The sequence below is a fragment of the Arthrobacter sp. BG3 genome (assembly GCF_056680185.1).
In genome coordinates, this window is the sequence record NZ_CM155270.1 from 136,827 (window position 1) to 159,889 (window position 23,063).

General features: G+C 60.7%; 22 protein-coding genes and 2 pseudogenes. 21 read left to right on the plus strand and 3 right to left on the minus strand.

Annotation, left to right across the window (positions count from 1 at the left end; translation table 11 throughout):
• Positions 1–7: 7 nt before the first annotated feature.
• The 6 genes from AC1MFL_RS00650 (at position 8) to AC1MFL_RS00675 (ending at position 5,073) form a co-directional block, all read left to right on the plus strand.
• Complete coding sequence (locus tag AC1MFL_RS00650) at positions 8–910, plus strand: ABC transporter ATP-binding protein (protein ID WP_479812617.1); 903 nt, start codon at positions 8–10, stop codon at positions 908–910.
• A complete protein-coding gene (locus tag AC1MFL_RS00655; protein ID WP_479812619.1) occupies positions 897–1,706 on the plus strand; it encodes an ABC transporter ATP-binding protein in 810 nt (269 codons plus the stop codon). Before AC1MFL_RS00650 ends, AC1MFL_RS00655 begins: the two co-directional genes overlap by 14 nt.
• A gap of 33 nt (positions 1,707–1,739) precedes the next feature.
• Complete coding sequence (locus AC1MFL_RS00660; RefSeq protein ID WP_479812621.1) at positions 1,740–3,152, plus strand: amidase; 1,413 nt, start codon at positions 1,740–1,742, stop codon at positions 3,150–3,152.
• Positions 3,153–3,255: 103 nt separating this feature from the next.
• Positions 3,256–3,432: a hypothetical protein gene (locus AC1MFL_RS00665; protein ID WP_479812623.1), complete on the plus strand. Its 177-nt coding sequence runs from the start codon at positions 3,256–3,258 to the stop codon at positions 3,430–3,432.
• A gap of 45 nt (positions 3,433–3,477) precedes the next feature.
• On the plus strand, positions 3,478–3,672 hold the full coding sequence (locus AC1MFL_RS00670) for a hypothetical protein (protein WP_479812625.1): 195 nt from the start codon (positions 3,478–3,480) through the stop codon (positions 3,670–3,672).
• 9 nt (positions 3,673–3,681) lie between these two features.
• Entirely contained in the window at positions 3,682–5,073 is a 1,392-nt protein-coding gene (locus tag AC1MFL_RS00675) for an amidase (RefSeq protein WP_479812627.1), read from the plus strand.
• A gap of 108 nt (positions 5,074–5,181) precedes the next feature.
• Here the strand turns inward: AC1MFL_RS00675 and AC1MFL_RS00680 are convergent.
• A pseudogene (locus AC1MFL_RS00680) lies at positions 5,182–5,355 on the minus strand (DUF4193 family protein); the annotation flags it as partial.
• 398 nt (positions 5,356–5,753) lie between these two features.
• Here AC1MFL_RS00680 and AC1MFL_RS00685 point away from each other — a divergent pair.
• The 4 genes from AC1MFL_RS00685 to AC1MFL_RS00700 all read left to right on the plus strand — a co-directional run bounded on the left by AC1MFL_RS00685 (position 5,754) and on the right by AC1MFL_RS00700 (position 8,209).
• Positions 5,754–6,716, plus strand: coding sequence for a metallophosphoesterase (locus tag AC1MFL_RS00685; protein ID WP_479812629.1), 963 nt, complete (start codon positions 5,754–5,756; stop codon positions 6,714–6,716).
• Between the two features lie 134 nt (positions 6,717–6,850).
• Positions 6,851–7,144 carry a transposase gene (locus AC1MFL_RS00690; RefSeq protein WP_479812631.1) on the plus strand — a complete coding sequence of 98 codons (294 nt, stop codon included), beginning with the start codon at positions 6,851–6,853 and terminating at the stop codon, positions 7,142–7,144.
• A 17-nt stretch (positions 7,145–7,161) separates the two neighbouring features.
• Positions 7,162–8,049: an IS3 family transposase gene (locus AC1MFL_RS00695; RefSeq protein ID WP_479815609.1), complete on the plus strand. Its 888-nt coding sequence runs from the start codon at positions 7,162–7,164 to the stop codon at positions 8,047–8,049.
• A 37-nt stretch (positions 8,050–8,086) separates the two neighbouring features.
• Positions 8,087–8,209, plus strand: a complete 123-nt coding sequence (locus tag AC1MFL_RS00700) for a hypothetical protein (protein WP_479812633.1) — start codon at positions 8,087–8,089, stop codon at positions 8,207–8,209.
• Between the two features lie 49 nt (positions 8,210–8,258).
• Here AC1MFL_RS00700 and AC1MFL_RS00705 read toward each other — a convergent pair whose 3' ends face one another.
• Positions 8,259–8,567 carry a PDDEXK nuclease domain-containing protein gene (locus AC1MFL_RS00705; protein WP_479812635.1) on the minus strand — a complete coding sequence of 103 codons (309 nt, stop codon included), beginning with the start codon at positions 8,565–8,567 and terminating at the stop codon, positions 8,259–8,261.
• A 308-nt stretch (positions 8,568–8,875) separates the two neighbouring features.
• On the opposite strand from AC1MFL_RS00705, the gene AC1MFL_RS00710 reads away from it, so the two are divergent.
• The 3 genes from AC1MFL_RS00710 to AC1MFL_RS00720 are packed head-to-tail and all read left to right on the plus strand — an operon-like array spanning position 8,876 to position 11,088.
• Positions 8,876–9,697, plus strand: a complete 822-nt coding sequence (locus AC1MFL_RS00710; protein WP_479812637.1) for a TIGR04255 family protein — start codon at positions 8,876–8,878, stop codon at positions 9,695–9,697.
• A complete protein-coding gene (locus AC1MFL_RS00715; RefSeq protein WP_479812639.1) occupies positions 9,678–10,352 on the plus strand; it encodes a hypothetical protein in 675 nt (224 codons plus the stop codon). Before AC1MFL_RS00710 ends, AC1MFL_RS00715 begins: the two co-directional genes overlap by 20 nt.
• Positions 10,345–11,088, plus strand: coding sequence for a hypothetical protein (locus AC1MFL_RS00720; protein WP_479812641.1), 744 nt, complete (start codon positions 10,345–10,347; stop codon positions 11,086–11,088). Before AC1MFL_RS00715 ends, AC1MFL_RS00720 begins: the two co-directional genes overlap by 8 nt.
• 330 nt (positions 11,089–11,418) lie before the next feature.
• On the opposite strand, the gene AC1MFL_RS00725 is transcribed toward AC1MFL_RS00720, so the two are convergent.
• The gene (locus AC1MFL_RS00725; protein ID WP_479812643.1) at positions 11,419–12,480 is read right to left on the minus strand and encodes a substrate-binding domain-containing protein; all 1,062 of its coding nucleotides are present in this window, start codon (positions 12,478–12,480) and stop codon (positions 11,419–11,421) included.
• Between the two features lie 108 nt (positions 12,481–12,588).
• Between AC1MFL_RS00725 and AC1MFL_RS00730 the strand changes: the two genes are divergently transcribed.
• From AC1MFL_RS00730 to AC1MFL_RS00765, 8 genes and pseudogenes are all read left to right on the plus strand, one after another.
• Positions 12,589–12,975, plus strand: a complete 387-nt coding sequence (locus tag AC1MFL_RS00730) for a MarR family transcriptional regulator (RefSeq protein WP_479812644.1) — start codon at positions 12,589–12,591, stop codon at positions 12,973–12,975.
• Positions 12,976–13,227: 252 nt separating this feature from the next.
• Positions 13,228–14,618: pseudogene (locus tag AC1MFL_RS00735) on the plus strand (IS1380 family transposase).
• 527 nt (positions 14,619–15,145) lie between these two features.
• On the plus strand, positions 15,146–16,825 hold the full coding sequence (locus tag AC1MFL_RS00740) for a purine-cytosine permease family protein (RefSeq protein ID WP_479812646.1): 1,680 nt from the start codon (positions 15,146–15,148) through the stop codon (positions 16,823–16,825).
• Positions 16,826–16,896: 71 nt separating this feature from the next.
• Entirely contained in the window at positions 16,897–17,934 is a 1,038-nt protein-coding gene (locus AC1MFL_RS00745) for an aliphatic amidase (protein ID WP_479812648.1), read from the plus strand.
• Positions 17,935–17,961: 27 nt separating this feature from the next.
• On the plus strand, positions 17,962–19,095 hold the full coding sequence (locus AC1MFL_RS00750; RefSeq protein ID WP_479812650.1) for an AAA family ATPase: 1,134 nt from the start codon (positions 17,962–17,964) through the stop codon (positions 19,093–19,095).
• Positions 19,096–19,374: 279 nt separating this feature from the next.
• Positions 19,375–20,391: an alpha/beta fold hydrolase gene (locus tag AC1MFL_RS00755; RefSeq protein WP_479812652.1), complete on the plus strand. Its 1,017-nt coding sequence runs from the start codon at positions 19,375–19,377 to the stop codon at positions 20,389–20,391.
• Positions 20,392–20,510: 119 nt separating this feature from the next.
• The gene (locus AC1MFL_RS00760; RefSeq protein WP_479812654.1) at positions 20,511–20,804 is read left to right on the plus strand and encodes a hypothetical protein; all 294 of its coding nucleotides are present in this window, start codon (positions 20,511–20,513) and stop codon (positions 20,802–20,804) included.
• Between the two features lie 290 nt (positions 20,805–21,094).
• A complete protein-coding gene (locus tag AC1MFL_RS00765) occupies positions 21,095–22,639 on the plus strand; it encodes an amidase (protein WP_479812656.1) in 1,545 nt (514 codons plus the stop codon).
• Positions 22,640–23,063: the final 424 nt, after the last annotated feature.

Here is a 23,063-nt window from a genome sequence, read left to right on the forward strand (position 1 = left end):
AGACGCAATGACCGACATGCTGCTGGAAATCAAGAACCTCAAGACCCACTTCCACACCGACGGCGGCATCGTGAAAGCGGTCGACGGCGTGGACCTGGAGATCCCCCGCGGCGGCATCCTGGGCGTCGTGGGCGAATCCGGGTCCGGTAAGAGCGTCACAGGCCTGTCAGTGATGGGCCTGCTGGGCTCCCGCCGGGCCCGCAATGCCGGCGGCCAAGTCCTCTTCAAGGGCCAAGACCTGCTGACCTTCAGCGAAAGGCAACTGCAGAAACTCCGCGGCTCCGAGATTGGCATGGTGTTCCAGGGTGCCCTCAGTGGTCTGGACCCGTCCTTCTCGGTTGGCTCGCAGTTGATGGAGGTGATCCGCCGGCACCAGAAGGTGAACGCCACCCAGGCTCGGAAGATCGCGATGGAAGCGCTCGAACTGGTGGCTATGCCTGATCCGGAGGGGAAGATCCGGAGCCTGCCGCACGAACTCAGCGGCGGGCAGCGGCAACGCGTCCTAATCGCCATGGCGCTGTCCTGCAATCCCGAGCTCCTGATCGCTGACGAACCCACGACGGCGCTGGACGCCACCGTTCAAAAGCAGATCGTCGATCTGCTAGTGGACATCAACCGTGCCCGCGGCACGGCCATCCTGATGGTCACGCACGACGTCGGAGTGGTGGCCCGGATGTGCCGGACCGTCGCCGTCATGCGCTACGGGAAAGTCGTGGAAAAGGGCACCGTGCAGGAGGTGCTGGAGAACCCGCAGCATGCCTACACCCAGGCGCTGATGAGCGCCGTGCCGCGGCTGCACCTCACACCTGCCGAACGCGCCGTGCCGCGTCTGGACCGCCGGTTGTTCGAGCTCACCAAGAACCTCCCGGCTTCGCCGGTCCAGCGAGAGGAAGCATATGCATCCCTATGACGCCCTGATTCGAGTGGAGAATCTGCGCAAGGAATATTCCGCAAAATCGATGTTCGGCACCTCGGCCCGAAGTTTCGTCGCCGTGGAGGACACCTCCTTCCACATCTCGCGCGGCGAAACCTGGGGACTGATCGGAGAGTCCGGTTCCGGCAAAACCACCATCGGCCGTATGCTGCTCTCCCTGGTGGAACCGACGTCGGGGACCATCCTGTTCGACGGCAACGACATCTCCAAGTTGGACCGCAACTACCAACGGCAGATGCGCCGCCGCACCCAGATGGTGTTCCAGGACTCGGGCTCTGCGTTCAACCCGCGCCGTCCGGTCGGGGAACAGATCGCCTTCGGCCTGCTGCAGTACGACCTGTGCACCCGTAGGGAAGCCCGCAGCAAGGTGTTGGCCCTACTGGACCGGGTGGGGCTGAGCGAACTGCACTACGACCGGTACGCCCACGAGTTTTCCGGCGGCCAAAAGCAGCGGCTCGGTATCGCCCGGGCGTTGGCCTCCCGTCCCGATTTCATCGTGTTGGATGAACCGACAGCGGCCCTGGACGTCTCGGTGCAGGCGCAGATCCTCAACCTCCTTAAGGACCTGCAGCAGGAGCGGCACCTGACCATGATGCTCATCACCCACAACCTGGCACTGGTCGAATTCATGTGCGACAGGGCTGCCGTGCTCAATCACGGCGTCCTGGTTGAAGCGGGCTCCGTCGACGACATGTTCCAGGCACCACAGTCCGACCTGACCCGCAAACTTCTCGACGCGGTCCTGGAACCCGAAATTTCCGCAGCCGCTTGAACAGAACCCTGTGTTCCCCGAAAGGAAAACATCATGACCCGCACCATCGAAAGCGCCCTGCAGGACCTCCAGAGCGGAACCGTCACCAGCGTTGAACTCGTCACGGAAGCCATCGATCGCGCCGACGTCCTGGATGGCACGCTCGGCGTCTTTATGGCCCGCTACAACGAAAGTGCCCTAGCGGCAGCGCAGGCCAGTGACGATGCCCGCGCCCGGGGAGCGAAACTCGGTCAGCTGGCAGGCATCCCCATTGGCATCAAGGACATCATTACCACAGAGGAGGGGCCCACCACCTGCCAAAGCCTGGTCTTCGACTCATCGTCATTCTCCGGTGACGCCACCGTGGTGGCCCGCCTGCGTGCGGCCGGAGCGATCATCGTCGGCAAGTCAACCACCATGGAGTTCGCCATCGGCACCCCCGACTTCAGCAAGCCTTTCCCGATTCCGCGTAACCCGTGGAACACGGACAGGTGGACAGGCGGTTCGAGCTCCGGGACAGGCGGCGGTGTCGCATCCGAAATGTTCCTGGGCGGCCTGGGTACCGACACCGGCGGCAGCATCCGCATCCCGGCCGCCAATTGCGGCATCACCGGGCTGAAGGCAACATTCGGGCGGGTGCCTAAAGATGGCTGCGCACCGCTGGGCTTCTCCCTGGACCACATTGGCCCGATGGCCCGGAGCGCATATGACTGCGCGGTGATGCTCAACGTCATGGCCGGCCACGGACCGGACGATCACGCTGTTGCGGATGAGCCGGTGACCGACTACACCGCGGGACTGACCGGTGACCTGACCGGCATGCGCATCGGGATCGACCGGTTGAAGCGCAAATACACAGGCCTGTCCGCTAAGGCCGAACTGGCGGCATCCTTCGATGCCTTGGAGGAAGTCCTGAGAGCCCGCGGCGCGACAGTGGTGCCCGTGACCCTACCGTTCCACGATGAAGTCTCCACAGCGTCGCTGATCCTGATGATCACCGAGGCGTTCGCCTATCACCGCAATGACCTACGCGACCAGTGGGACAACTACTCCCGCGGCCTGCGTGACTGCATCGCCATGGCACCGTTCTACTCAGCCGCCGACGTGATCCAAGCGCAGCGCATACGCCGGGTCGGCGTCAAGGCCATCGCCGCGCTGCTGCAGGAAGTTGACGTAATCGTCAGTCCGACGACGACGGCGGGAGCGCTGGATTTCGACCAGGTCTACAACATGTGGGACGGACCGGCCACCGTCAACCTCACCGGTTACTGGAACGGCACTGGCAACCCCTCCATGTCCGTACCCTTCGGCTACACCGACGCCGGACTGCCGCTCGGCGTCGAAATCACCGGCGCCGCGTTCGACGAGGCCACTGTGCTCAAGGTCGGCCACGCCTTCCAGCGAAGTACCGACTACCACCTGCGCCAGGCACCGGTGCTCACCGGGGAACTGCAACCGGCCAAGTGATCCGACATGCTTCCGTGCCCGCACGTATGAGCCGTACCCGCAACCACGCCTGAATTCCCAAACCGAAGCTGAACCCGAACCTCAACTCGAAGGAAAAGTACCCGTGGAAACCATGACGAAGCTTGAAGCCGCATACGTCGCGGCCGGCGTGACCCCGAGCACCGAGGAACTGGAGCGCTGGTCTCGCCGCTACGGCCAGGCTCGCGCCGCAGCCGACACTCTGTTCGACCTGCCCGAAGTGAAGTACGAGGACCTGGCGGTCGTTTTCCAGGCCCGTTGACGTCCGCTCCGCCGATCATCAGCCCAACCAGGAGGAAACGATTTAATGACGAACACCACCACCCCCGACACCGCCTTCGTGAAGGCAGCCACCGACCAGGCACTCCTGAACCTGCCCGCTGAGCGCCTGCCCGCACTGGCTGCCGCCGCCGCCCCGGTGCATGAGCTCCTGAAAAGCCTGGCAGCCGTCGACCTGGGCGAAACAGCCCCGGCGACCTCCTTCAACGCTTCCTGGGAATGAGGAGTATCCGTGGAACCCTATGAGCTCTCCCTCTCCGAAGCTTCCGCCAGCATCGCGTCCGGGGAATTGACACCCCTTGAACTGACGGAGTCGGCGCTAGCCCGCATCGAAGCCGTGGAAGAACGCGTCAACGCGTTCGCCACCGTCACGGCGGACCTGGCCCTAGCGCAGGCGAAGCTGGCCACAGCCGAAATCGAACAGGGCAACTACCGCGGCCCGCTGCACGGCATCCCCGTCGGCATCAAGGACCTGATCAACACGGCGGGCGTCCCCACCACATCCAGCTCAAAAGTACGGGAACACTTCATTCCGGACGCGAACGCAGCCGTAGTCGACGCGCTCACCGCCGCCGGCATGGTCATGGTGGGCAAAACGCACACCCACGAGTTCGCCTTTGGTGGTGTCACGCCCACCACCCGCAACCCGTGGAACCTGGCCAAGATCCCCGGCGGTTCCAGCGGCGGTTCCGGGGCCGCTGTCGCATACGGCGGCGTGCTGGCCGCACTGGGCTCGGACACCGGCGGCTCAATCCGCATCCCCGCCTCCCTCTGCGGAACCGTCGGCCTGAAACCGACCTACGGGCGAGTGTCCCGCTACGGGGTCGCCTCGCTGTCTTGGTCCCTGGACCATGTCGGCCCGCTGACCCGCAACGTCACCGACGCCGCATTGGTGCTCAACGCCATCGCGGGCTACGACCCCCGAGATCCCGGATCGGCAAACGTGGCTGTTCCCGATTTCACCAGCGGCATGGACGCAGGGGTGAGGGGCGTGCGAATCGGCATCCCAGTCAACTACTTCACGGAGAAACTGGACTACGAAACGGAGCAGGCGGTCAAGACCGCCGTGCAGGTCCTGGAGGGCTTGGGCGCAGTCGTCGTGCCGGTGGAAATCCCGCAAGCCGGATACCTGAAGGCAGCCGGGTGGGGCATCATGATGCCCGAGGCCAGCGCCTACCACCGGCGTGCCCTGCGTGAAACGCCTCAACTGTTCACCGAAGAGGTCCGCGGACTGCTGGAGGTGGGTGAAACGGTGCTGGCCACCGACTACATCGACGCGCTGAGGTTCCGGCAGTTGATGAAGGCGGCTTGGAAGGACATGATGCAGGCAGTGGATGTCATCATCGCCCCGACAGTGTTCGCCCCGGCGCTGCCGGCCGAAGACCCGGTCCATTACTGGCCGGATGGCAGCCCGGAGGATGCAACCGACGGTTACGTGCGGCTGTCCATCCCCGCCAACCTGTTCGGGTTGCCGTCATTGCAGGTTCCCTGCGGGTTCTCCGCCAGCGGCTTGCCCTTGGGCATGCAGATCATGGGCAAGCCTTTCGCCGAGGCAGCCATCCTGGCCGTCGGTCGCGCCTACGAAGAAGCCACCGACACAGTCGGCAGACTCGCGAAGATCTGATCGGCTGGCGCACCCCAGTGGCTTCCACTGCCGGACCCTAAACGGGCGACCCGTGCGACGGCGGACCGGCTTCCGGTCCGCCGTCGTTGCTGGGGAATCACCTGAACGTTCCTCAGCGACGAACTCTCCACCGGGAGTCATCGCGTCATCCAGCGCGTCGGCGTCGTCCAGGTCCCGGACGACGATTCTGGCATCCGGGGCGTTGGCGGACTGCAGCGCCTCGAGGGAGCGGTCTTGGGATTCCTTGACGTCGGAACGTACTTCGTCGTAATCGGTTGCCAACTTAACTGAGACAGGACAGGACCCGCCGAAGCGCCCTCTCCGCATATGGCCCCCTTGGCCGTGTAAAACAACGCCGTTACAGGGGTCTTCGCCCATCCAGTGAGGGCGTCGATCCGATGCCGGCCCAAGCTTGCGGCCATGACCGCCACTACGAGCGATCCCACCCGATCCGCGGCGAGCAGCCCAACGTCACCTGACGCCCGTCCCGGCCGGGAGATGGTGTCCTTTGAGACCCTGGCCAGGCCATTTCTACAACGTGCACTTGCGCCGCGGTATCCATCGGCTCAGCCGGGCAGGAGTTCTCTTGGTGTTAACACGGAGACCTGCGCTTCGTTGCTACGAGGTCACTCGGCGCCGCTTTGCTCGAGCTGATACTTCCTACCAGCTTGGAGCTCACCATGCCGACCCAGTCCCCTATGTCATGGACCACCTACGCCCACAGCCGCCGCGCCTTCCTGGGCCTGGGCGCAGGGGTCGCGGCCACCGTCGCAATGTCAGGTGCCGCATCGGCAGCCTCTGCGGGTTCCGAGCCGCCGCTGCGGTTCGGGGTTATCGCCGACTGCCAGTACGCCGATAAGCCCGACGGTCCTGTCCGCCTTTACAGGCTCTCCATCGACAAGCTGAAGGAGGCCGTAGGCACGCTCAACGAGGCGGACCTCCGATTCGCCTTCCACCTGGGCGACTTTGTGGACGAATTCCCGGAGAGTTTCGACGCGGTGATGCCGATCTGGGAGCAGCTGCGCATGTCGAAGTACCACGTGCTCGGCAACCACGACTTCCAGATGCCCCGCGCGGAACTGCTCACCACGATGAACATGCCGGCCTCGTACCATCACTTCCGCCGCAACGGATGGCGGTTCATCGTTGTGGACACCAACGACATCAGCACCTATGGCAACCCGAAGGACTCTGCCAACTACGCCCTGGCGGAGAAGATGCGTGCCGAGCTGAGCGCGGCGGGCAAGCCAAACGGCCAGACTTGGAACGGCGGCGTCGGCGCGGAACAGCTCGCTTGGATCGAGCAGACCCTCGAGCACGCCCGCAGCCACGGCGAGAAGGTGGTGCTTAGCGCGCATCATCCGATCTTTCCGCTCAACGAGCACAACGCCTATAACGACACAGAGCTGGTCGACCTCGTCACTTCCTACGACAACGTCGTCGCGTGGTTCAACGGCCACAACCATGCCGGGAACTACGGATTCACCGGCGGCACTCACTTCGTCAACTTCAAGGGCATGCTCGACACGACAGTCACTTCGTACGCGACGGTGCAGGCGCACGACGACCACCTCGTAATCGAGGGTTTTGGCCGCGAACCCAGTCGGATCGTTCCCATCGGCGCCCCGGCCTACGAGGTCTGAGACGCGCCGCCGCACAGTTCCATGAGCGGTGGTGCCGGACGGGGAGGAGCGGCTTCTGCAAGCAAAAGGGACACGCTGGTCGTCACTGCGGCCGTATGGTTTTGTGAGACAGCTTGATAGGAGCCCTTCTTCGCATGACCGACCGTAAGAGGTATAGCCAGAAGTACAAGGACGACGCCGTGGAGCTCGTGATTTCCTCGGGCCGTCCGATCGCCCAAGTAGCACCGGAGATCGGTGTGAACGAGGGCACTCTCGGGACCTGGGTGCGTAGATACCGTGAGGATCATCCTGATCGGTTCCTCACCGAAGAGAAGGCAGCCGTGCCTTGGGAAGAGCACCAGAGAGCGTTGGCGGAGAACGCGAAGCTGAAGCAGGAAATTGAGTTCCTGGGAAAAGTCAGCGCCTTCTTTGCAGCGAAGCAACGGTAGAGGATTTCTACGAGTTCATCGAAGCGGAGAAGGCGAACCATCCCGTCGCCTGGCTTTGCCGGACCATGAAGGTCTCCCGGGCCTCGTTCTACCGGTGGCGCAACGCCGCGGGCCCGTCCCCGCGGGCCGTGCGGCACCAGGCGCTGGTGGAAGCTGTGGCCGGGAAGTTTAAGGCCGCTGCCAGCAGGGACCAGCTGACCCGGATGCTCAACGAGGACGGGATCAGCGTTTCCCAACCCACCGTCGGGGCCATCATGCGCGAGCAGGGCCTGCGCGCCGTACGGACCCGGGCGTGGAAGAAGACCACCGAACAGGATCCGCAGGCGAAGACCGCCCATATCGAGAACCACATGCTCGACGAGAACGGCAAGCGGGACTTTTCCTCCGAGGTGCCAGGCACCCGGCTGTGCGGGGACATCACCTACCTCAAGACCGGCGAGGGTTGGCTGTATTTGGCCACCGTGATCGACCTGTGCACCGGCATGGTGATCGGCTGGAACATGGACCGGCACATGCGCACCGAGCTCTGCACCGGGGCGCTGGCCATGGCCCGCGACCACGGATACCTGCACGTGGACGGGGCGGTCTTCCATTCGGACCGCGGCACCCAGTACACCTCTGCCGAATTCCAGGGCTGGTGCGCCGGGAACAACGTAACCCAATCCATGGGCAAGGTCGGCGTGTGCTGGGATAACGCAGTCGCCGAGAATTTCTTCTCGCATCTGAAGACCGAGTTCTACCATCACCACAGCTTCACCAGCCGGCTCGCCGCCCGCACCTCGGTCATGGACTATATCGAGTCCTGGTACAACCGCAAAAGGCCCAACGCCCGAGCGGGCCACCGAACCCCGGCGGCAGCCCTCACCGCCCACCAGATCCGCGATCAGGAATCCCTGGCCGCGTAACCGAAATACAACGATGAAACTGTCTCAGAAACTTGACGTGCGCATCACCATTGACGAGATCCACGCGCTTGATCGGGCTGAAAATTTCCCAGCCGGCCCGCGCCGTCTTCGCCATCTGTTCACGGTCGATCCCACACTTGTTTCGGTGTTGTCGGCGTAGCCGTCCGCCCGTCTCCCGAACTGTAGTTATGAATCGGAAGCTTCAGCAGTTACGTCGGGTTCGGCCCATTCCAGCGCTGCGACGATGTGTCCTTCGTTGGGGAGCGCTTGTTGTTCGGCCGGGGGAGGTTCTCGTAGGTGTAGGCGGCGACGGCCATGGGTGAGGTGGAGCGTCCCAGGCTGTACCGGACGCTGCGGTCATTTTTGGTGCCGCAGATGAGGATTCCGATGGTTTCGTTATGGTGTTGGCGCCGCAGCACGTCATCGACGAGTGCGACGTAGAAGTTGAGCTTGCCGGCGTATTCGGGTTGGAACTTGCCGGTCTTGAGCTCGATGACGACGTAGCGTGTTGACCGCACTAACAGGCGGCCACGTTCCTGCCCTCTCGCACTCACAGCCCAGGAGGCCGGGGTCTCTAAAGCCGCAGCATCACGGGTTAGACGATGCAATGCAAGGATATATATCGAGGGGCGACGGACTCTCGGGACGCACAACCGCGGTCTCTGTCCGTCGACCCATTAGAAGCCCGGTGCGCCGTAGGCAGCTTATGGGTTAATTTCATGCGCGTGACCGCTTCTAGCCTGTAGGTTTGCTGGGAATGTTGCGCCAGGGTCTAGCCGCGGTTACAGTTCCGGTTACACTTCTAGTTACCTACTAGGAGGGAATCATGACCTACGCAAACCGAGAGGTTTTCGTCCGCGCTCCCTTGGCTATCGTCACCGCCGAGGTCCAGCTCAACTACGAGCCCCGCATCAACGACGAAGCGACTAGGGCAAAGTTCGCCGAAGAAATCCGCTCACAATTGCCCGTATTAGAGCGACAGGTAGTAAATGCCTTCACACTCCAACCCAACGAGGTTGTACAACAAGATTCAATTCAACAGCTCCGAGCAACGTCGCTCGACAAACGAGTGACGGCAATTCTGCACCAGACTTCTTTGAGTGTATCGATGGACGGACGTTCCTACTCGGGCTTCAGTTCCTTCACACCCTTCCTCGACGCCGCGTTGGCCGCCCTAGCAAAGACCATAGATTCTGTCGTAGTCAAAAGGGTTGGCCTTCGCTACATCGACGAAATCCGCGTAGACACTCCACCGGAACACACAGGTGGATGGTCACCATGGATTAACGACGCCCTGTTGGCTCCTGTTAAGGCCTATGGGGACTCGCAAGCAGAAGTGCTAAGAGGCAACGTGATTTACAACCCTGGCGAGGACCGTAAGGTGATCTTCAACTGGGGGGAATTCATAGGTTCCAGCGTTGTTGGTCCCGACGTTCCCTTCCATGACGCAACACTTGCTCCCTCAAAGCTCTTCCTTCTGGATGTAGACAGCGCATGGGAACCGAGTGACTTTATACTCCTTGACCGGCAGCAGATCAGCAAGATTATCGATAGACTTCATGACCCCATTGGTGAGATTTTCCAGTGGTCTATAACGGAGCAGGCAAGAGAACTTTTCAGGGGGAACAGTGGCCGCAACAGCGCATGAAACAGCTTCAAGGAAGATATTTCTAAGTCATTCTTCCACCTCCAGCGACTCTCTTGCAGACCTGCTGATCACTTTTACCCAAGGTACGTCCGATGCCCTCCTCGACGCCCAATGGCGCCAAAAACGTCAACTGAACCGCACTCAGGGATCCACGCTCCGGGCTGATCACCGAAAGTCCTTTGCCGAATCAATTGAGGCACACGCTCGCGACCTTCTGAAACGGCCGCTATCGACTGTTCTTGAAGAACTGGCGGAAACTTGGGGTGTCGCCTGGGCTGATGTTGCTCGAATGGTGGGCGTGAGTGTCCCTGCTCTGCGCAAGTGGAGAACGAGTGGCGGCGCGGCGGCGGATAACATGCGGCGGCTGGCTGAACTTACCGCCTTCTTCCGGCTCCTCAAAGAAGTGGGGGTGGAAGAGCCGGCGAGTTGGATATCCATCCCATCCGTTAGTGGATACACCGTTACTCCCAGGCATCTCTACAAGCCCGGGAGTGCTGCTGCACTGATTGACCTCGCCACCGCGTCTATCTCGCCGGAGGAAGTCCTGAACGAGTTGCATCCATCGTGGAAAACCGATTTCGCCACTGATTTTGAAGTGGTAATCGCAGAGGACGGAGCGCCTGCCATCGTGGCGAAGAATCGAAGCAATGGCTGACCGCCTCGAACCACTACTGCCGCCTGAAGAACTTTTCGACTACAGGCAGCGCACAGAAGACGGAGTGCCGTTTTGGCTACCCCATTCGCAGGGGGACGTTTTTGATCAGGTTGTCATGCCCGGGATTGAGAACAACGAGCCGGGGTTAGCCATGCTGTTTATGCATCCCTGCACCATGCGTGAAGGCGCAAGACTTCGAGAAGCCGTTACAGCTGTGCGCGTTACATTTCATGATGCACGGGTTCTCCCGAAGCCTGGAACTTGGGCTAACCGCAACAAATTGATGCCGCTGCCTGATTTGTTCGGTTCAGGGGACTCTACCCATGTTGCTGACTTCATGCTTATAGGCACCGTCCCGTCCGCTGCTCTGGAACGCAGCCGCCGTGTGTCCCAGTTATCCGCCGAGGGGAGGCTAATCCTTCAGCAACGCCTAATTTTTCACCTCACCAGGCATGCCCCGTCAGTAGATGTGCTTGAAGAGGCCAGTCACGGCTTAGAGCTTGAATTGCAGGCTCAGACAGATTGGATGGAGGAAGCATTCAAGCGGGGTTTGCTTCCTTCGGCCGAAGACGTAGAGCAACAGGAGGTGGCGTTCGACGAGTACATGAGCCAACCTATGGATTCGACCGAGCCTCACGCCGGAGCAAGGCCGGAGTCTCGCCGCTCCCTTCTGGCGCTCGCCAGAGAAGCTCCGATGGTGGTTCGAGACGTGCAAAGGAAGATAAAGACGCTGTAGCGGCTGCTGGGCGGCCTCAGCGTCTGAGGAAACGAGTTGTTGCACAGACTGGAGTGTCGCCCGGGCTAAGTCATACCCTCAATCCGAGCCGCTGCGACGGCTCGCAACCCATCCAGCGCCTGGGCCGGAGTCCAAAGGGGGAAGCAGAAGTGATCCTGATGCAGAATTTGCACATGAGGATCCCTGCCAATACTTTGCTGCCTCATCTAAAGTGACGCAATCTCAAGATAGATAGAGCGTCGGCATCGTTTGCCTCAAGTTGGTTGAATCCACGTCTGGCGGGATTTGCGAGGTGCTACACCGTGCCTCCAGGGCGACGTAAGGACCAGTTTAAAAGGTTGCAACTATGTCGAAGTCCAGGCCGGATGCCTTTGCTAAATGAATCGGCTGTAGTGCTTTGCCTTCGTTGAAATTCACGGTCCCGCGAGGTCCTGCATAGGAGGCCCGCGCAGTGTTCGCGAGGATGCGTTCGGCCTTCGTGCTACGCGTGCGGGCCACGGCGTCTGCCAGGAAACGAATGCCCTCATAGCAGGATTCGGCCATGTTGTTCAGGGGTGGCGCAGAGGGTCCGTGCAGCCGGGTGTAGGCGGAGACAAGGTCCATTGCCTCGGTCGTCCGAAGTGACCTGAAGTATGAGGCTGATACGTAGAGGTTTTCTGTTGCTCCGGCACCGCTGGCGAGCAGCATGGTTTCTTCCATGAGAGGGCTGTACCGTGCAATGCGGGTAGAGAGGCCTCGCCGGGCAAATTCGCGGTTGAAGTCAACGGCGTGTTGACCGACCAGGAGCATCAGGACTCCGTCACAGTTGCTGCGCTCCGCAAGGTCGACCAAGTGGCGGATGCGGCCTCCGCTGTAAGGTACGAAATGCTCCCCTACGATCGTAACGCCAAGATCTTGACTCTGGCTGCGGATTGCCGCGGAGGAAAGGCGTGGCCACACGTAATCGTCTCCGACGACAAGCCAGCGCCGTAGCCCGGCGTGATCGCGAAGCCATTTCAATGCCGGCGCAATCTGAGTAGAAGGCGTTTCGCCAAGACAGACCACACCCGCCCTGTTTTCTCCGCCTTCGTAGAGGGATGTGTAGACGTAGGGAAGTTTTCCTGCTGTCTCGTGAGCGATGGCTAGACGGACAGAGGAAATGTGCCACCCGGTTACGGCATCAATGCGTTGCTCGCGGACGAGGTCCCGGATCCTGGCTCCGACAGCCGCCGGGCTGGCACCGCCGTCCACAAGCTCAACGGTGACGGGCCGTCCACCGACTCCCGAGGTTGCATTCAGTTCGGCTACGGCCAGTTCCGTTACCGCTTCACAGGATGGCCCGAACATTCCGGCGGGGCCTTGGAAAGGGACGACCATGGCCAGACGCCAACTCTCGTCGTACGCTTGAGCCATTGTCATCTGTGTCTTCCGGGAAGAACTCCGTGTGGGGGTCTGGCTGGAGCGGATAAACTAACTGCCATATATTATCATGGTCTTTAACGGCGAAATAAGGAGCAGTCAATGATGATCGACCTCGAAACGTCGACTGCTCCGGGCTCCTTCATTCGGGAAAATCAGCGGATTATGCACATGCTGCGGAAAGAGGCCGGCGTGGCCCTGTCTGCTGAGGGCCTGAGCCTGGACCAATGGCTGGTACTTGATGCTCTGATCGGCTCACCCCAGACCATGACTGACCTCGCGGATTACCTCTGTATCACCGGACCGACGCTGACCCGGGTCATTGACCGTCTGGTGTCCAAGGCCCTCGTATACCGCGAGGTCGAGTCCGGGGACCGTCGGAAGGTTCGCGTACATATCGCCTCCAGGGGCAAAGCCGCCCACGCCAAGACGGCGGAAGAACTGGCCCTCATCGAGGATGCGGTCAGAACCACACGCAGGCACGGCTAACGCTCGCTCCCATCCGTGTGGACCGGATGAGCCCACTCGCTCGGCCCGTCCCTTTCTGGCAGAACTGGGGCTCTTGCCCCTAACTCCAACCAGGCACCAAGACTTCCTTCCTTGGCGTGCCTAGCCTAAGCCTTGATCCACCGATGTTGGTCGGGGCGCCGACGGCGGTTTAAACCGAGAATGCCCGTCTTTTCACGGAAAATGGAGCTTGTCTAGAACCCATCGACCACCGAAAAGAGAGGCATCTCGTAGATGCAAGTTTCGCATAAGCCGTCCGCTGTGTCAGTTTCCTTTGATGAGCCGAACCTCGTGTCGGCTGCCGGGCTGCTGCCGGTGATGACGTTGGCCCGTGACGCCGGGCTGCAGGAGCTCGCCGATGTCTGGCTGACGGTGCCGACGGATAAGGGTGCGAACGCCGGGCTGAAGATCGCGTCTCTGGTGGCCGGGATGGTCGCCTGGGCGGACTCGATCGATGACATGGCCCTGCTGCGCCACGGCGGGATGGGCCGGCTCTTCACCGCCTGTTACGCGCCCTCGACCCTGGGTTCGTTCCTGCGGCCCTTCACCCTCGGGCACGTCCGGCAACTGGACGCGGCTGCGTCCGGCTTCCTGGCCAGCCTGGGCGGTCGTGCACCCCTGCTGGGAGCACCCGCCGCCGGTGACTTCGTGTTCGTGGATGTCGACGACACGATCATCGAGGTCCACGGCTACGCCAAGCAGGGCTCCGGCTAGGGATACTCCGGGGTCCGGGGCCTGAACGCCCTGCTGGCGACGGTTTCCACCAAGGACACGGCGCCGGTGATCGCCGCCCAGCGGCTGCGCAAGGGCGCGGCGAACTCGGCCCGCGGCGCCAAACGCCTGATCACCGACGCCCCGTCCACCCTCAAGCGCGTCTACGCCGGCGGGCGGGTGCTCTGCCGTTTTGATTCGGCCTTCTACGGCCATGCCGCAGTTTCCGCTGCCCTGGCCGGCGGGGCGGCCGTCTCGGTGACCGTCCGGATGGACCCGGCCGTGAAACGCGCCATCGCCGGGATCCCGGACACGGCGTGGAAAACGATCGAGTACACGGACGCGGTCTTCGACGAGACGACCAGCACCTGGGTCTCGAAGGCAGAGGTCGCCGAAGGGTTCACCGTGTTCTCCTCCCGCAAAAAGGACGAGCAGGTCACCGGCCGCCTGGTGGTGCGCCGCATCCCGGAGCTGAACCCCAAAGCCAACGACGGGCAGGAAACCCTCTTCCAAACCCACCGGCACCACGGGTTCTTCACCACCGTGGACGCCGATGTCCTGGGCAGGGTCGCGGCTGACAAGATCCACCGCAAACACGCCATTATCGAGCAGGTCAATGCCGACCTGAAGGACAGCGCACTGGCACATATGCCCTCAAAAGTTTTTGCCGCGAACTCGGCCTGGCTCGTTGCCGCAGTCATGACCTACAACCTCACCCGCGCCGCCGGGATCCTCGCCGCCGGGCCCTTCGGCAAAGCCAGGACCGGCACGATCCGCCGCAAACTCGTCCACGTCCCCGCCCGCATCGCCACCAGCGCCCGACGCATCCGTCTTCACCTGCCCGAGGCCTGGCCCGGCAAACACCATGGCAGGCATTATTCGAGGGCCTCTGCCCACCGCCCCAACCAGCCTGAACCCCGTCAACCCAGCCACACGGCGCAACCAGGACCACCAGCGGAACATCCAAGGGCAGCGAGGCCCGGCGGCCCGCCATGCCCGAAACCAGAATCCGCCGCCAGCCCGAAAATTAATCAGGACCAACAGCGGATCGGTGGATCAAGGCTTAGAGTGCCAGCGGGCATGAAGAGTGCCGTGCCCCAGCGGGCATGAAGAAAGAAATCACTTGACGTGATCCAGATCACCAAGTACTTTCAATTGAAAGTATTTCGAATGAATGCATTCGGATGCCGGCTGAGAGCGAAGCGACCCTTCGCCGCTGGACGGCACCCGGTCAGTCAGCTCTGGTGAGCCTCACGACTCAGGTGTTACGAATCCGAGCTGACTAACACCATCTTGCTGCTTTCCCTAGCACCAACAGTTCACCCGCGGCAACCCCCGATATGGCAATCCGGATTCGTTTGCCGTCGGCGGACCTCCTTCAGAGCTTTCAGGGTCCCGCAGGATTACCCCGTCTTCAGTAACCAAGGAAAGGCACTTCCCTATGTCCATAGACGTTACCGACGCCGAACATCCGGCCGCCGCTCCCGGCCAGGGTGCCGCAATAAGTGCGAACAAGGAGTCCCTCGAGGACTACACACTGCGGTTCGCCCCGCGCTCCTACCGCAAGTGGACCGCCGGTGTAGTTGCGACCGGGGCCCTGGGCGGTATTGCCTACCTGGCGGACTTCTCGATTGGTGCCTCCATTGGCATGGCACATGGCACCACGAACGCGCTCCTTGGCATCATGGTCGCTGCAGTGATTATTTTCATTACCGGGATTCCGCTTGGTTATTATGCGGCGAGGTACAACATTGACCTGGATCTGATCACCCGCGGGTCGGGGTTCGGGTACTACGGATCCATCATCACCAACATCATTTTTGCCACTTATACCTTCATCTTCTTCGCGCTTGAAGGTTCCATCATGGCTCAGGGACTCTTTCTGGGCCTCGGTGTGCCGAAACCCATCGGATACGCTGTTTCGACCCTCATCGTCATTCCTCTGGTCATGTACGGCATGAAAACGCTGACCAAGCTTCAGGCCTGGACCACGCCCGTGTGGCTGTTGCTGATGGTGGTACCTATGGGCTATCTGATCATTACCCACCCCGGTTCGGTAGACAGTTTCCTTAGCTATAAGGGCGCGGACGGGACTGGAGAACCCAGCTTCGCTGCGGTCATGCTGGCTGCAGGCGTCTGCCTGTCCCTCATCGCCCAGATCGCCGAACAGATCGACTACCTGCGTTTCATGCCCCCCAAAACGGCGGCCAACAGCAACGCGTGGTGGCGTGCCGTCATCCTTGCGGGTCCCGGCTGGGTAATCTTCGGTGCCATCAAACAGGCAATCGGGCTCTTCATCGCCGTCTACATCATCGCCAAGCTCGACCCGGCCGCCGCCAGCATGGCAACAGAACCGGTCCACCAGTTCCTGGGCGTCTATTCAGAGATGATGCCTGGATGGCTGGCTATGACCTTGGCGGTTGTATTGGTCGTCATTTCCCAGATCAAGATCAATGTCACCAACGCGTACTCCGGTTCGCTGGCCTGGACAAACTCCTACACCCGAATCACCCGCCACTACCCCGGTCGGCTGGTGTTCGTTATCGTCAACGTCGCCATTGCCCTGCTACTGATGGAACTGAACATGTTCGAGTTCCTCAACACCATTCTTGGTTTCTACGCCAATATCGGTATCGCCTGGATCGTTACTGTCGCCACTGACATCGCCATCAATAAATACGTCCTCAAACTCTCCCCCAAATACCCTGAGTTCCGCAGGGGAATGCTCCACGCGGTGAACCCGGTCGGCTTTGTATCACTGATTCTCTCCGCAGGGATCTCCATCGCCATGTTCTTCGGAGCCTTTGGCAGTGCCGTGCAGCCGTTCTCCCCGATCTTTGCCGTGCTCATAGCTTTTATCGCCACGCCCCTCATGGCCGTCATCACCAAGGGCCGGTTCTACCTTCGCCGCAACCATGACGGAATCGATCTGCCTATGTTCGATGACGAGGGAAATCCCTCGGATGTTTTGATCCGGTGCCACGTCAGCGGCATGGAATTTGAACGCCCCGACATGATCGCCTCCGCACTCCCGGCAGCGGACGGATCCCCTCAATTCATCAGTTCTCTGATGTTGGCAACTGATAAAAACTCGGACCACGTCCTGCCGGCACAAAAATAAACTACAGCCAGCCCCCCCATTTCCCTGGGCCGAAAACATCGGTTCACTCTTAACTGACAAAGGACTCAACAATGCGCCATGGTGACATTTCATCCAGCCCCGACACCGTTGGTGTGGCGGTCGTCAACTACAAAATGCCCCGTCTGCATACCAAGGGGGAAGTACTCGAAACCGCCCGAAACATCGCCGAAATGATCCGCGGCATGAAGAGGGGACTTCCCGGAATGGACCTGGTCATCTTCCCCGAGTACTCGACCATGGGCATCATGTACGACAACGACGAGATGTACGCGACTGCGGCTACCGTTCCCGGCGAAGAAACCGACATTTTCGCGGCAGCGTGCCGGGAAAGCAACACCTGGGGGGTCTTCTCCATCACTGGCGAGCAACATGAGGAACACCCCAAAAAACCGCCGTACAACACCCTTATCCTGATCAATGACAAGGGAGAGATCGTCCAGAAATACCGCAAGATCCTGCCCTGGAACCCCATCGAGGGCTGGTATCCGGGAGAATCGACCTACGTCACCGAAGGTCCCAAGGGGATGAAGATGTCGCTGATCATCTGCGACGACGGGAACTACCCCGAGATCTGGCGCGACTGCGCCATGAAAGGTGCCGAACTAATCATCCGCTGCCAGGGCTACATGTACCCGGCCAAAGAACAACAGGTCCTCATGTCCAAAGCCATGGCGTGGAGCAACAACTGCTACGTCGCCGTCGCCAACGCCGCTGGCTTCGACGGCGTCTACTCCTACTTCGGCCACTCCGCGATCATCGGCTTCGACGGCCGCACCCTGGGAGAAACCGGCGAGGAGGAATACGGGATCCAGTACGCCCAGCTCTCCGTATCCGCGATCCGCGACGCCCGGGAAAACGATCAGTCCCAGAACCACCTCTTCAAATTGCTGCACCGCGGCTACACCGGAATCCACGCCGCCGGAGACGGGGACAAAGGCGTGGCCGACTGCCCGTTTGACTTCTACAAAACCTGGGTCACAGACGCCCAACAAGCCCAGAAAAACGTGGAATCGATCACCCGGACGACAGTCGGGGTTGCAGATTGCCGGGTCGGGGACCTCCCCGTCGAAGAGGTAATGGAACTCTGACCCCGCCGCACTGAAAGGAAGAACGACATGCCGTACCTCAACGATATGTTGAACGCACAAAACGCCAAGCGTCTCAAAGAGGAAGACATCGTTGAGGACCAGACAGCACGGGAGGCGGCGGACCCTGTAAAAAAGGATCCGCCGCGCCCCGGTGTCTTTGATACAAACGGCTTCTCCGGCCGCCTCGGCGGCCGCATCCTCGGCCAGAACAACGCAATCGAAGCTGTCACACGCGCCGTCAGCCTGGCATCCGTCGGCATTACTGACCCGCACCGACCGTTGGCAAACATCCTCCTCGTCGGTCCAACCGGCGTCGGAAAAACCGAATTGGTCCGTCAGATTGCCTCCGAACTCCGTTCCGGGCCGGACGACCTGTGCCGCATCGATATGAACGCCCTCGCCCAGGAACACTACGCCGCCTCCCTTTCCGGAGCGCCCCCCGGTTACGCCGGAAGCAAGGAAAACTTCTCGCTGTTCGACCGAAGCAAGATCGAGGGCGACCCTTACACACCAGGAATCGTGCTCTTCGACGAAGTCGAAAAAGCCCACCCGACCGTCATACGAACACTGCTCCAGATCATGGACAACGGGACCCTCCGCCTGGCCAGCGGTCAGGAAACAATCTCCTTCCGGAACTGCTACGTTTTCATGACCTCCAACCTCGGTTCCACGAAAGTTGCCCGGCGACGATCGAGCCGGCGGCATGCAGTAAACCGATACCTCCAATCCTTGAACCCTGGCATGGCGGCCGTGTTTGGCGGTATGACAGAGGAAGAAGTCTTCCGCGCTTCCGTCAAAGAATTCTTCGACATCGAACTGCTGAACAGGATCGACGAAACCATCGTCTTCTCTCATCTGGATGAAAAAACAGCCCATCACATCGCCCGCAATGAACTCGACATCCTTCGCAGACGCCTGCACCGGAAATCCATCGAACTCATTGTCGAAGACGATGTTGTTGCGAACTTGGTAGATCAGGGGTTCGACCCAATATTCGGCGCCCGGAGCCTGCGCAGAGTAATCCGCTCTCAGATCGCCGCGAAGGTGGCGGACTGCATCCTCGGAGCCGAATCATCCTCCCGGAAGCAACCGACCCAGGTCCTCGTCCACACCTTCGATAAGCAAATCGGGGCCCGCTTTCACGACCCGGGAAACAGTTAGGTTCATCCACACCAAAGCCCAATGCCGAGAAGTTCGGACTGGACGCGGCTGAATCAGGGGCCCCTACGCCGCCACAAGAGAAAATGAGGTGGGGCCGTCGCTTCCATAGGGGTTAAAAGCTGGGCGGGCCGTCTTGACCACCGCGCCTCCGGTATCCACCGATCCAGAGCCCATGCTACCGAAACTCAAGAGCTAGAGCACCAGGCCGACCGCGACGTCGGTTTTCGTGGGGGTCTGCGTAGCCCCTCGCACAACCACCCATAGAACAGGACTTTCCCCATGGCAAGAGAGTACGAAACGTTCGACCTCGGCAACTTCACGCTTCAGGGCGGTGCAACCCTTCGCGACGCGAAGCTCGCGTACGCCACGTACGGAACACTCAACGACGACAGATCAAACGCCATTGTCTATCCCACGTGGTACTCAGGACGCCATTGGGAAAACGAGTGGCTCATCGGTGATGACATGGCGTTGGACCCCACCAAGTACTTCATCATTGTGCCGAACATGCTGGGAAACGGACTGTCTTCGTCGCCCTCCACGATGCCCGCGCCTTATAACGCCGCTCATTTTCCGAACGTCACAGTTTTCGATCAGGTCGCGGCCCAGCACAAGCTGGTGACAGAGGAATTCGGAATTCAGAAGCTTGTCGCCGTGCTCGGGTGGTCAATGGGCGCGGGCCAGACGTTCCAGTGGGCGGTGAGCTACCCGGAGATGGTACCTCGTATCCTCCCCTTCTGCGGATCAGCGCGAACCAGTGAACATAACCAAGTCTTCCTCGATTCCGTCAAGGCTGCAATCGAGGCGGATGCTGCTTTTGCGTCTGGCGACTATGCCAAACAGCCAGATAAAGGGCTGCGTGCGGCCGCCCGGGTGTATTCCGGCTGGGGTTTCAGCCAGGCGTTCTACTGGGAGCAGACCTACAAGTCCATGGGATTTTCCAGTCTGGACGATTTTCTCGTGGGATTTTGGGAAGGTTTCTTCCTGGACGGACGAGACGCCAACAACCTGATCACGATGCTGTGGACCTGGCGCAACGGGAATGTGGGCAACACTCCTGGCTTCGGCGGTGACCATGAAGCGGCGCTTGCATCCATTACGGCGAAAGCAATCGTAATGCCAGCGCAGAAAGACCTGTACTTTCCGCCGGAGGACGAGGCCTACGAGGTCTCCTTCATGCCCAATGCGGAACTCCGGGTGATACCCGGAACATGGGGACACTTTGCCGGCGGTGGAAGCAACCCGGTCGACACCGCTTTCATCGACGCCGCACTTCGCGAACTACTGGACTCCTGAAAGCGGCAGATTGACCATCCGAAGTGACCCCTTGTGCAAAAGGCGAACGTCATGCAAGAGTGCACCATCCGTTGGCGGCGGCTAAACCGAAACCCCGCCCGGACGCTCAGGGGGAAGCATTGAAAACTCGAAGACTCGGCGCGATCGGCATCTGCGCGGCACTGGCATTGGCAGCGGCACCGGCGATGCCCGCGCAGGCAGCAACCACGAGCGTCAACGGAACGCTCAGCTGCCCCGTGGGTCAGGTCGTGTGGGTATCCGTGACGATTCGGAACAGCGCACAGGCCCTCCTCTACTCCGGCACCGCCTTGCGCTCCAAGGACTTGGGCGGCTATACCCATTCCTTCAACGGAACCAGGACAGTCAACTGGAGGGTGGACAGCAGTGGAGACATCGACACGGCGGGCAACTGAAGCGGAGGGAACATGAACCGCCCCAGTGAATGAATCCGTCCAGGTCGAGGTCGCGCGCACACTCAGCGCAATTTCAGCTCGTGCGTCTCGCCAAATGACCGCCACCGAGTATCAGTTTCGCGTGAGAGGTGGGTGACTGCCACAGTCCTGCCGGTCGACGCCGGAGCATCGTCACACTCGGCAGCCATTCAGGCCTCGATAACTGACAGCGGCGCTACTGTAATTAAACACCGAATGTATTAAAAACCTAAAAAGTATCAGTATCTTAACTAATATATCTAGGAGATAATATGTCGATTCCCCCTCCCGATTCTGCCCGTCTGGCAGCCTTGGATCGGCACTATTCGTTCGGCTTGTCAGACGTTGAGATCAAGGAATTCGTGCCGGCGGTCGCGAATACCCTCGGCGCCGTTGAGCGCGTTGAGGAACTGTATAGGGCTGGCGCTCCAAAGGCACCGGAGCGGGTGTGGTCCGAGCCTTCCGAAAACCCCTTTGGCGGTTGGTATGTGACGACGTCAATCGCAGGTGCCCCCGGAGGCGTTCTCGCGGGCAAGACGGTGGCCGTCAAGGACAATGTGTCTGTGGCGGGAGTGCCAATGACCAACGGTTCCCGCACTTTGGAGGGATTCATTCCTCTCCGCGATGCCACTGTTGTCACTCGCTTACTCGCTGCCGGTGCGACCATCACAGGAAAAGCGATGTGTGAAGACCTTTGCTTTTCCGGTGCCAGTTTTACGTCCCAGCCCTGGCCGGTACTTAATCCCTGGGATCCTAAACGCAACGCCGGCGGATCGTCGTCCGGTAGCGCGGCCTTGGTTGTCTCTGGTGCAGTCGATCTCGCAGTCGGCGGTGATCAGGGCGGCTCTGTGAGGATACCGAGCGCTTTCAGCGGTGGTGTGGGTCACAAGCCGACCCACGGTCTGGTGCCGTACACCGGAGCGTTTCCGATAGAACAGACGATCGACCATCTCGGTCCTTTAACCCGCACGGTCCCGGATGCAGCGCTGATGTTGGGTGTCATGGCTGGCAGCGACGGATTCGATCCTCGCCAGCGTGCTACTACTGAAAAAGTGGATTACCTGAAGGCCCTTGGCCAGCCCACCGAAGGACTGCGCATCGGTGTCGTCAGCCAAGGCTTCGGCACATCGGTCAGTGATCCCGGCGTGGACGAAGCGGTGCGCGCCGCCATCAAGGTCCTCCAAGGGGCGGGACTGACCGCCGACGAGATTTCGATCCCTTGGCACAGCGATGGGTTGGCCCTCTGGAACGTTATCGCCACCGAGGGCGCCGCTTTCCAGATGATCGACGGCAACGGCTATGGCATGAACTCCGAGGGCTTTTACGACCCCGAAATGATTGCTTACTTCGCGGCGAACCGGATCACTAGGGGCGCCGAACTGTCAAAGACAGTAAAGCTCGTCGGCTTGTCAGGCCGATATACGTTTGAGCTGGGCGGCGGTAAATACTACGCGATGGCCCGCAACCTCGCGTTCGCTCTGCGCTCGGCATATGACAAGGCACTTTCGGCGTACGACGTCCTTGTAATGCCGACTGTGCCCTACACTGCACAGGAACTCTTGCCTCTTGATGCGCCGTTGGAAACATACCTGAGCACGGCACTGGGCATGGTTGGCAATTGTGCCCCCTTTGACGTAAGCGGACATCCGGCTTGCACCGTCCCGACTGAATTGGTGAATGGATTGCCTGCCGGCCTCATGATTGTGGGCAGGCAATTCGACGACGCGACAGTTCTGCGTGTTGCGCACACCTATGAACAGGCCGTCGGTGGGTTCCCAGCACCACCGGTGATTGCGATGACCCGGGGACGGGCATAAGCGGCATCTTCGATAGCCACTACAGCAGGAGTCCAACGCCTATAAGCGCTGCACTCCTGCTGTGGGGGCGGCCATGAGCGGCATCTTCGACAGCCACTACAGCAGAAGACCATCGCCTACCGGCGCTGGGCAAGTTGTACTGCACGCCCGCTACTCAGCCTGACGGAATTTTTCAAGGTGGATGGTGCCAACGGGAGTTAGGATGCTGACGGTTCGTTCGTTTACCTGGGTAGGTTGCTCCATGCGGTCCTGGGAGCGCGAGGACTTTGGGGTCCGTGGTGGTGGTGAAGCTTTCGGGGTGTTTCGTGCCGGGGGCAGCAAACGTTGCCGAGCGTTCTTTGCCACGTCAGCGACGTGGCAAAAAGTAGTCATTTTGCGGGCGGTGAAAGCCGATTCCGCATTTATGTGAGTTGTCCCGTTCTTG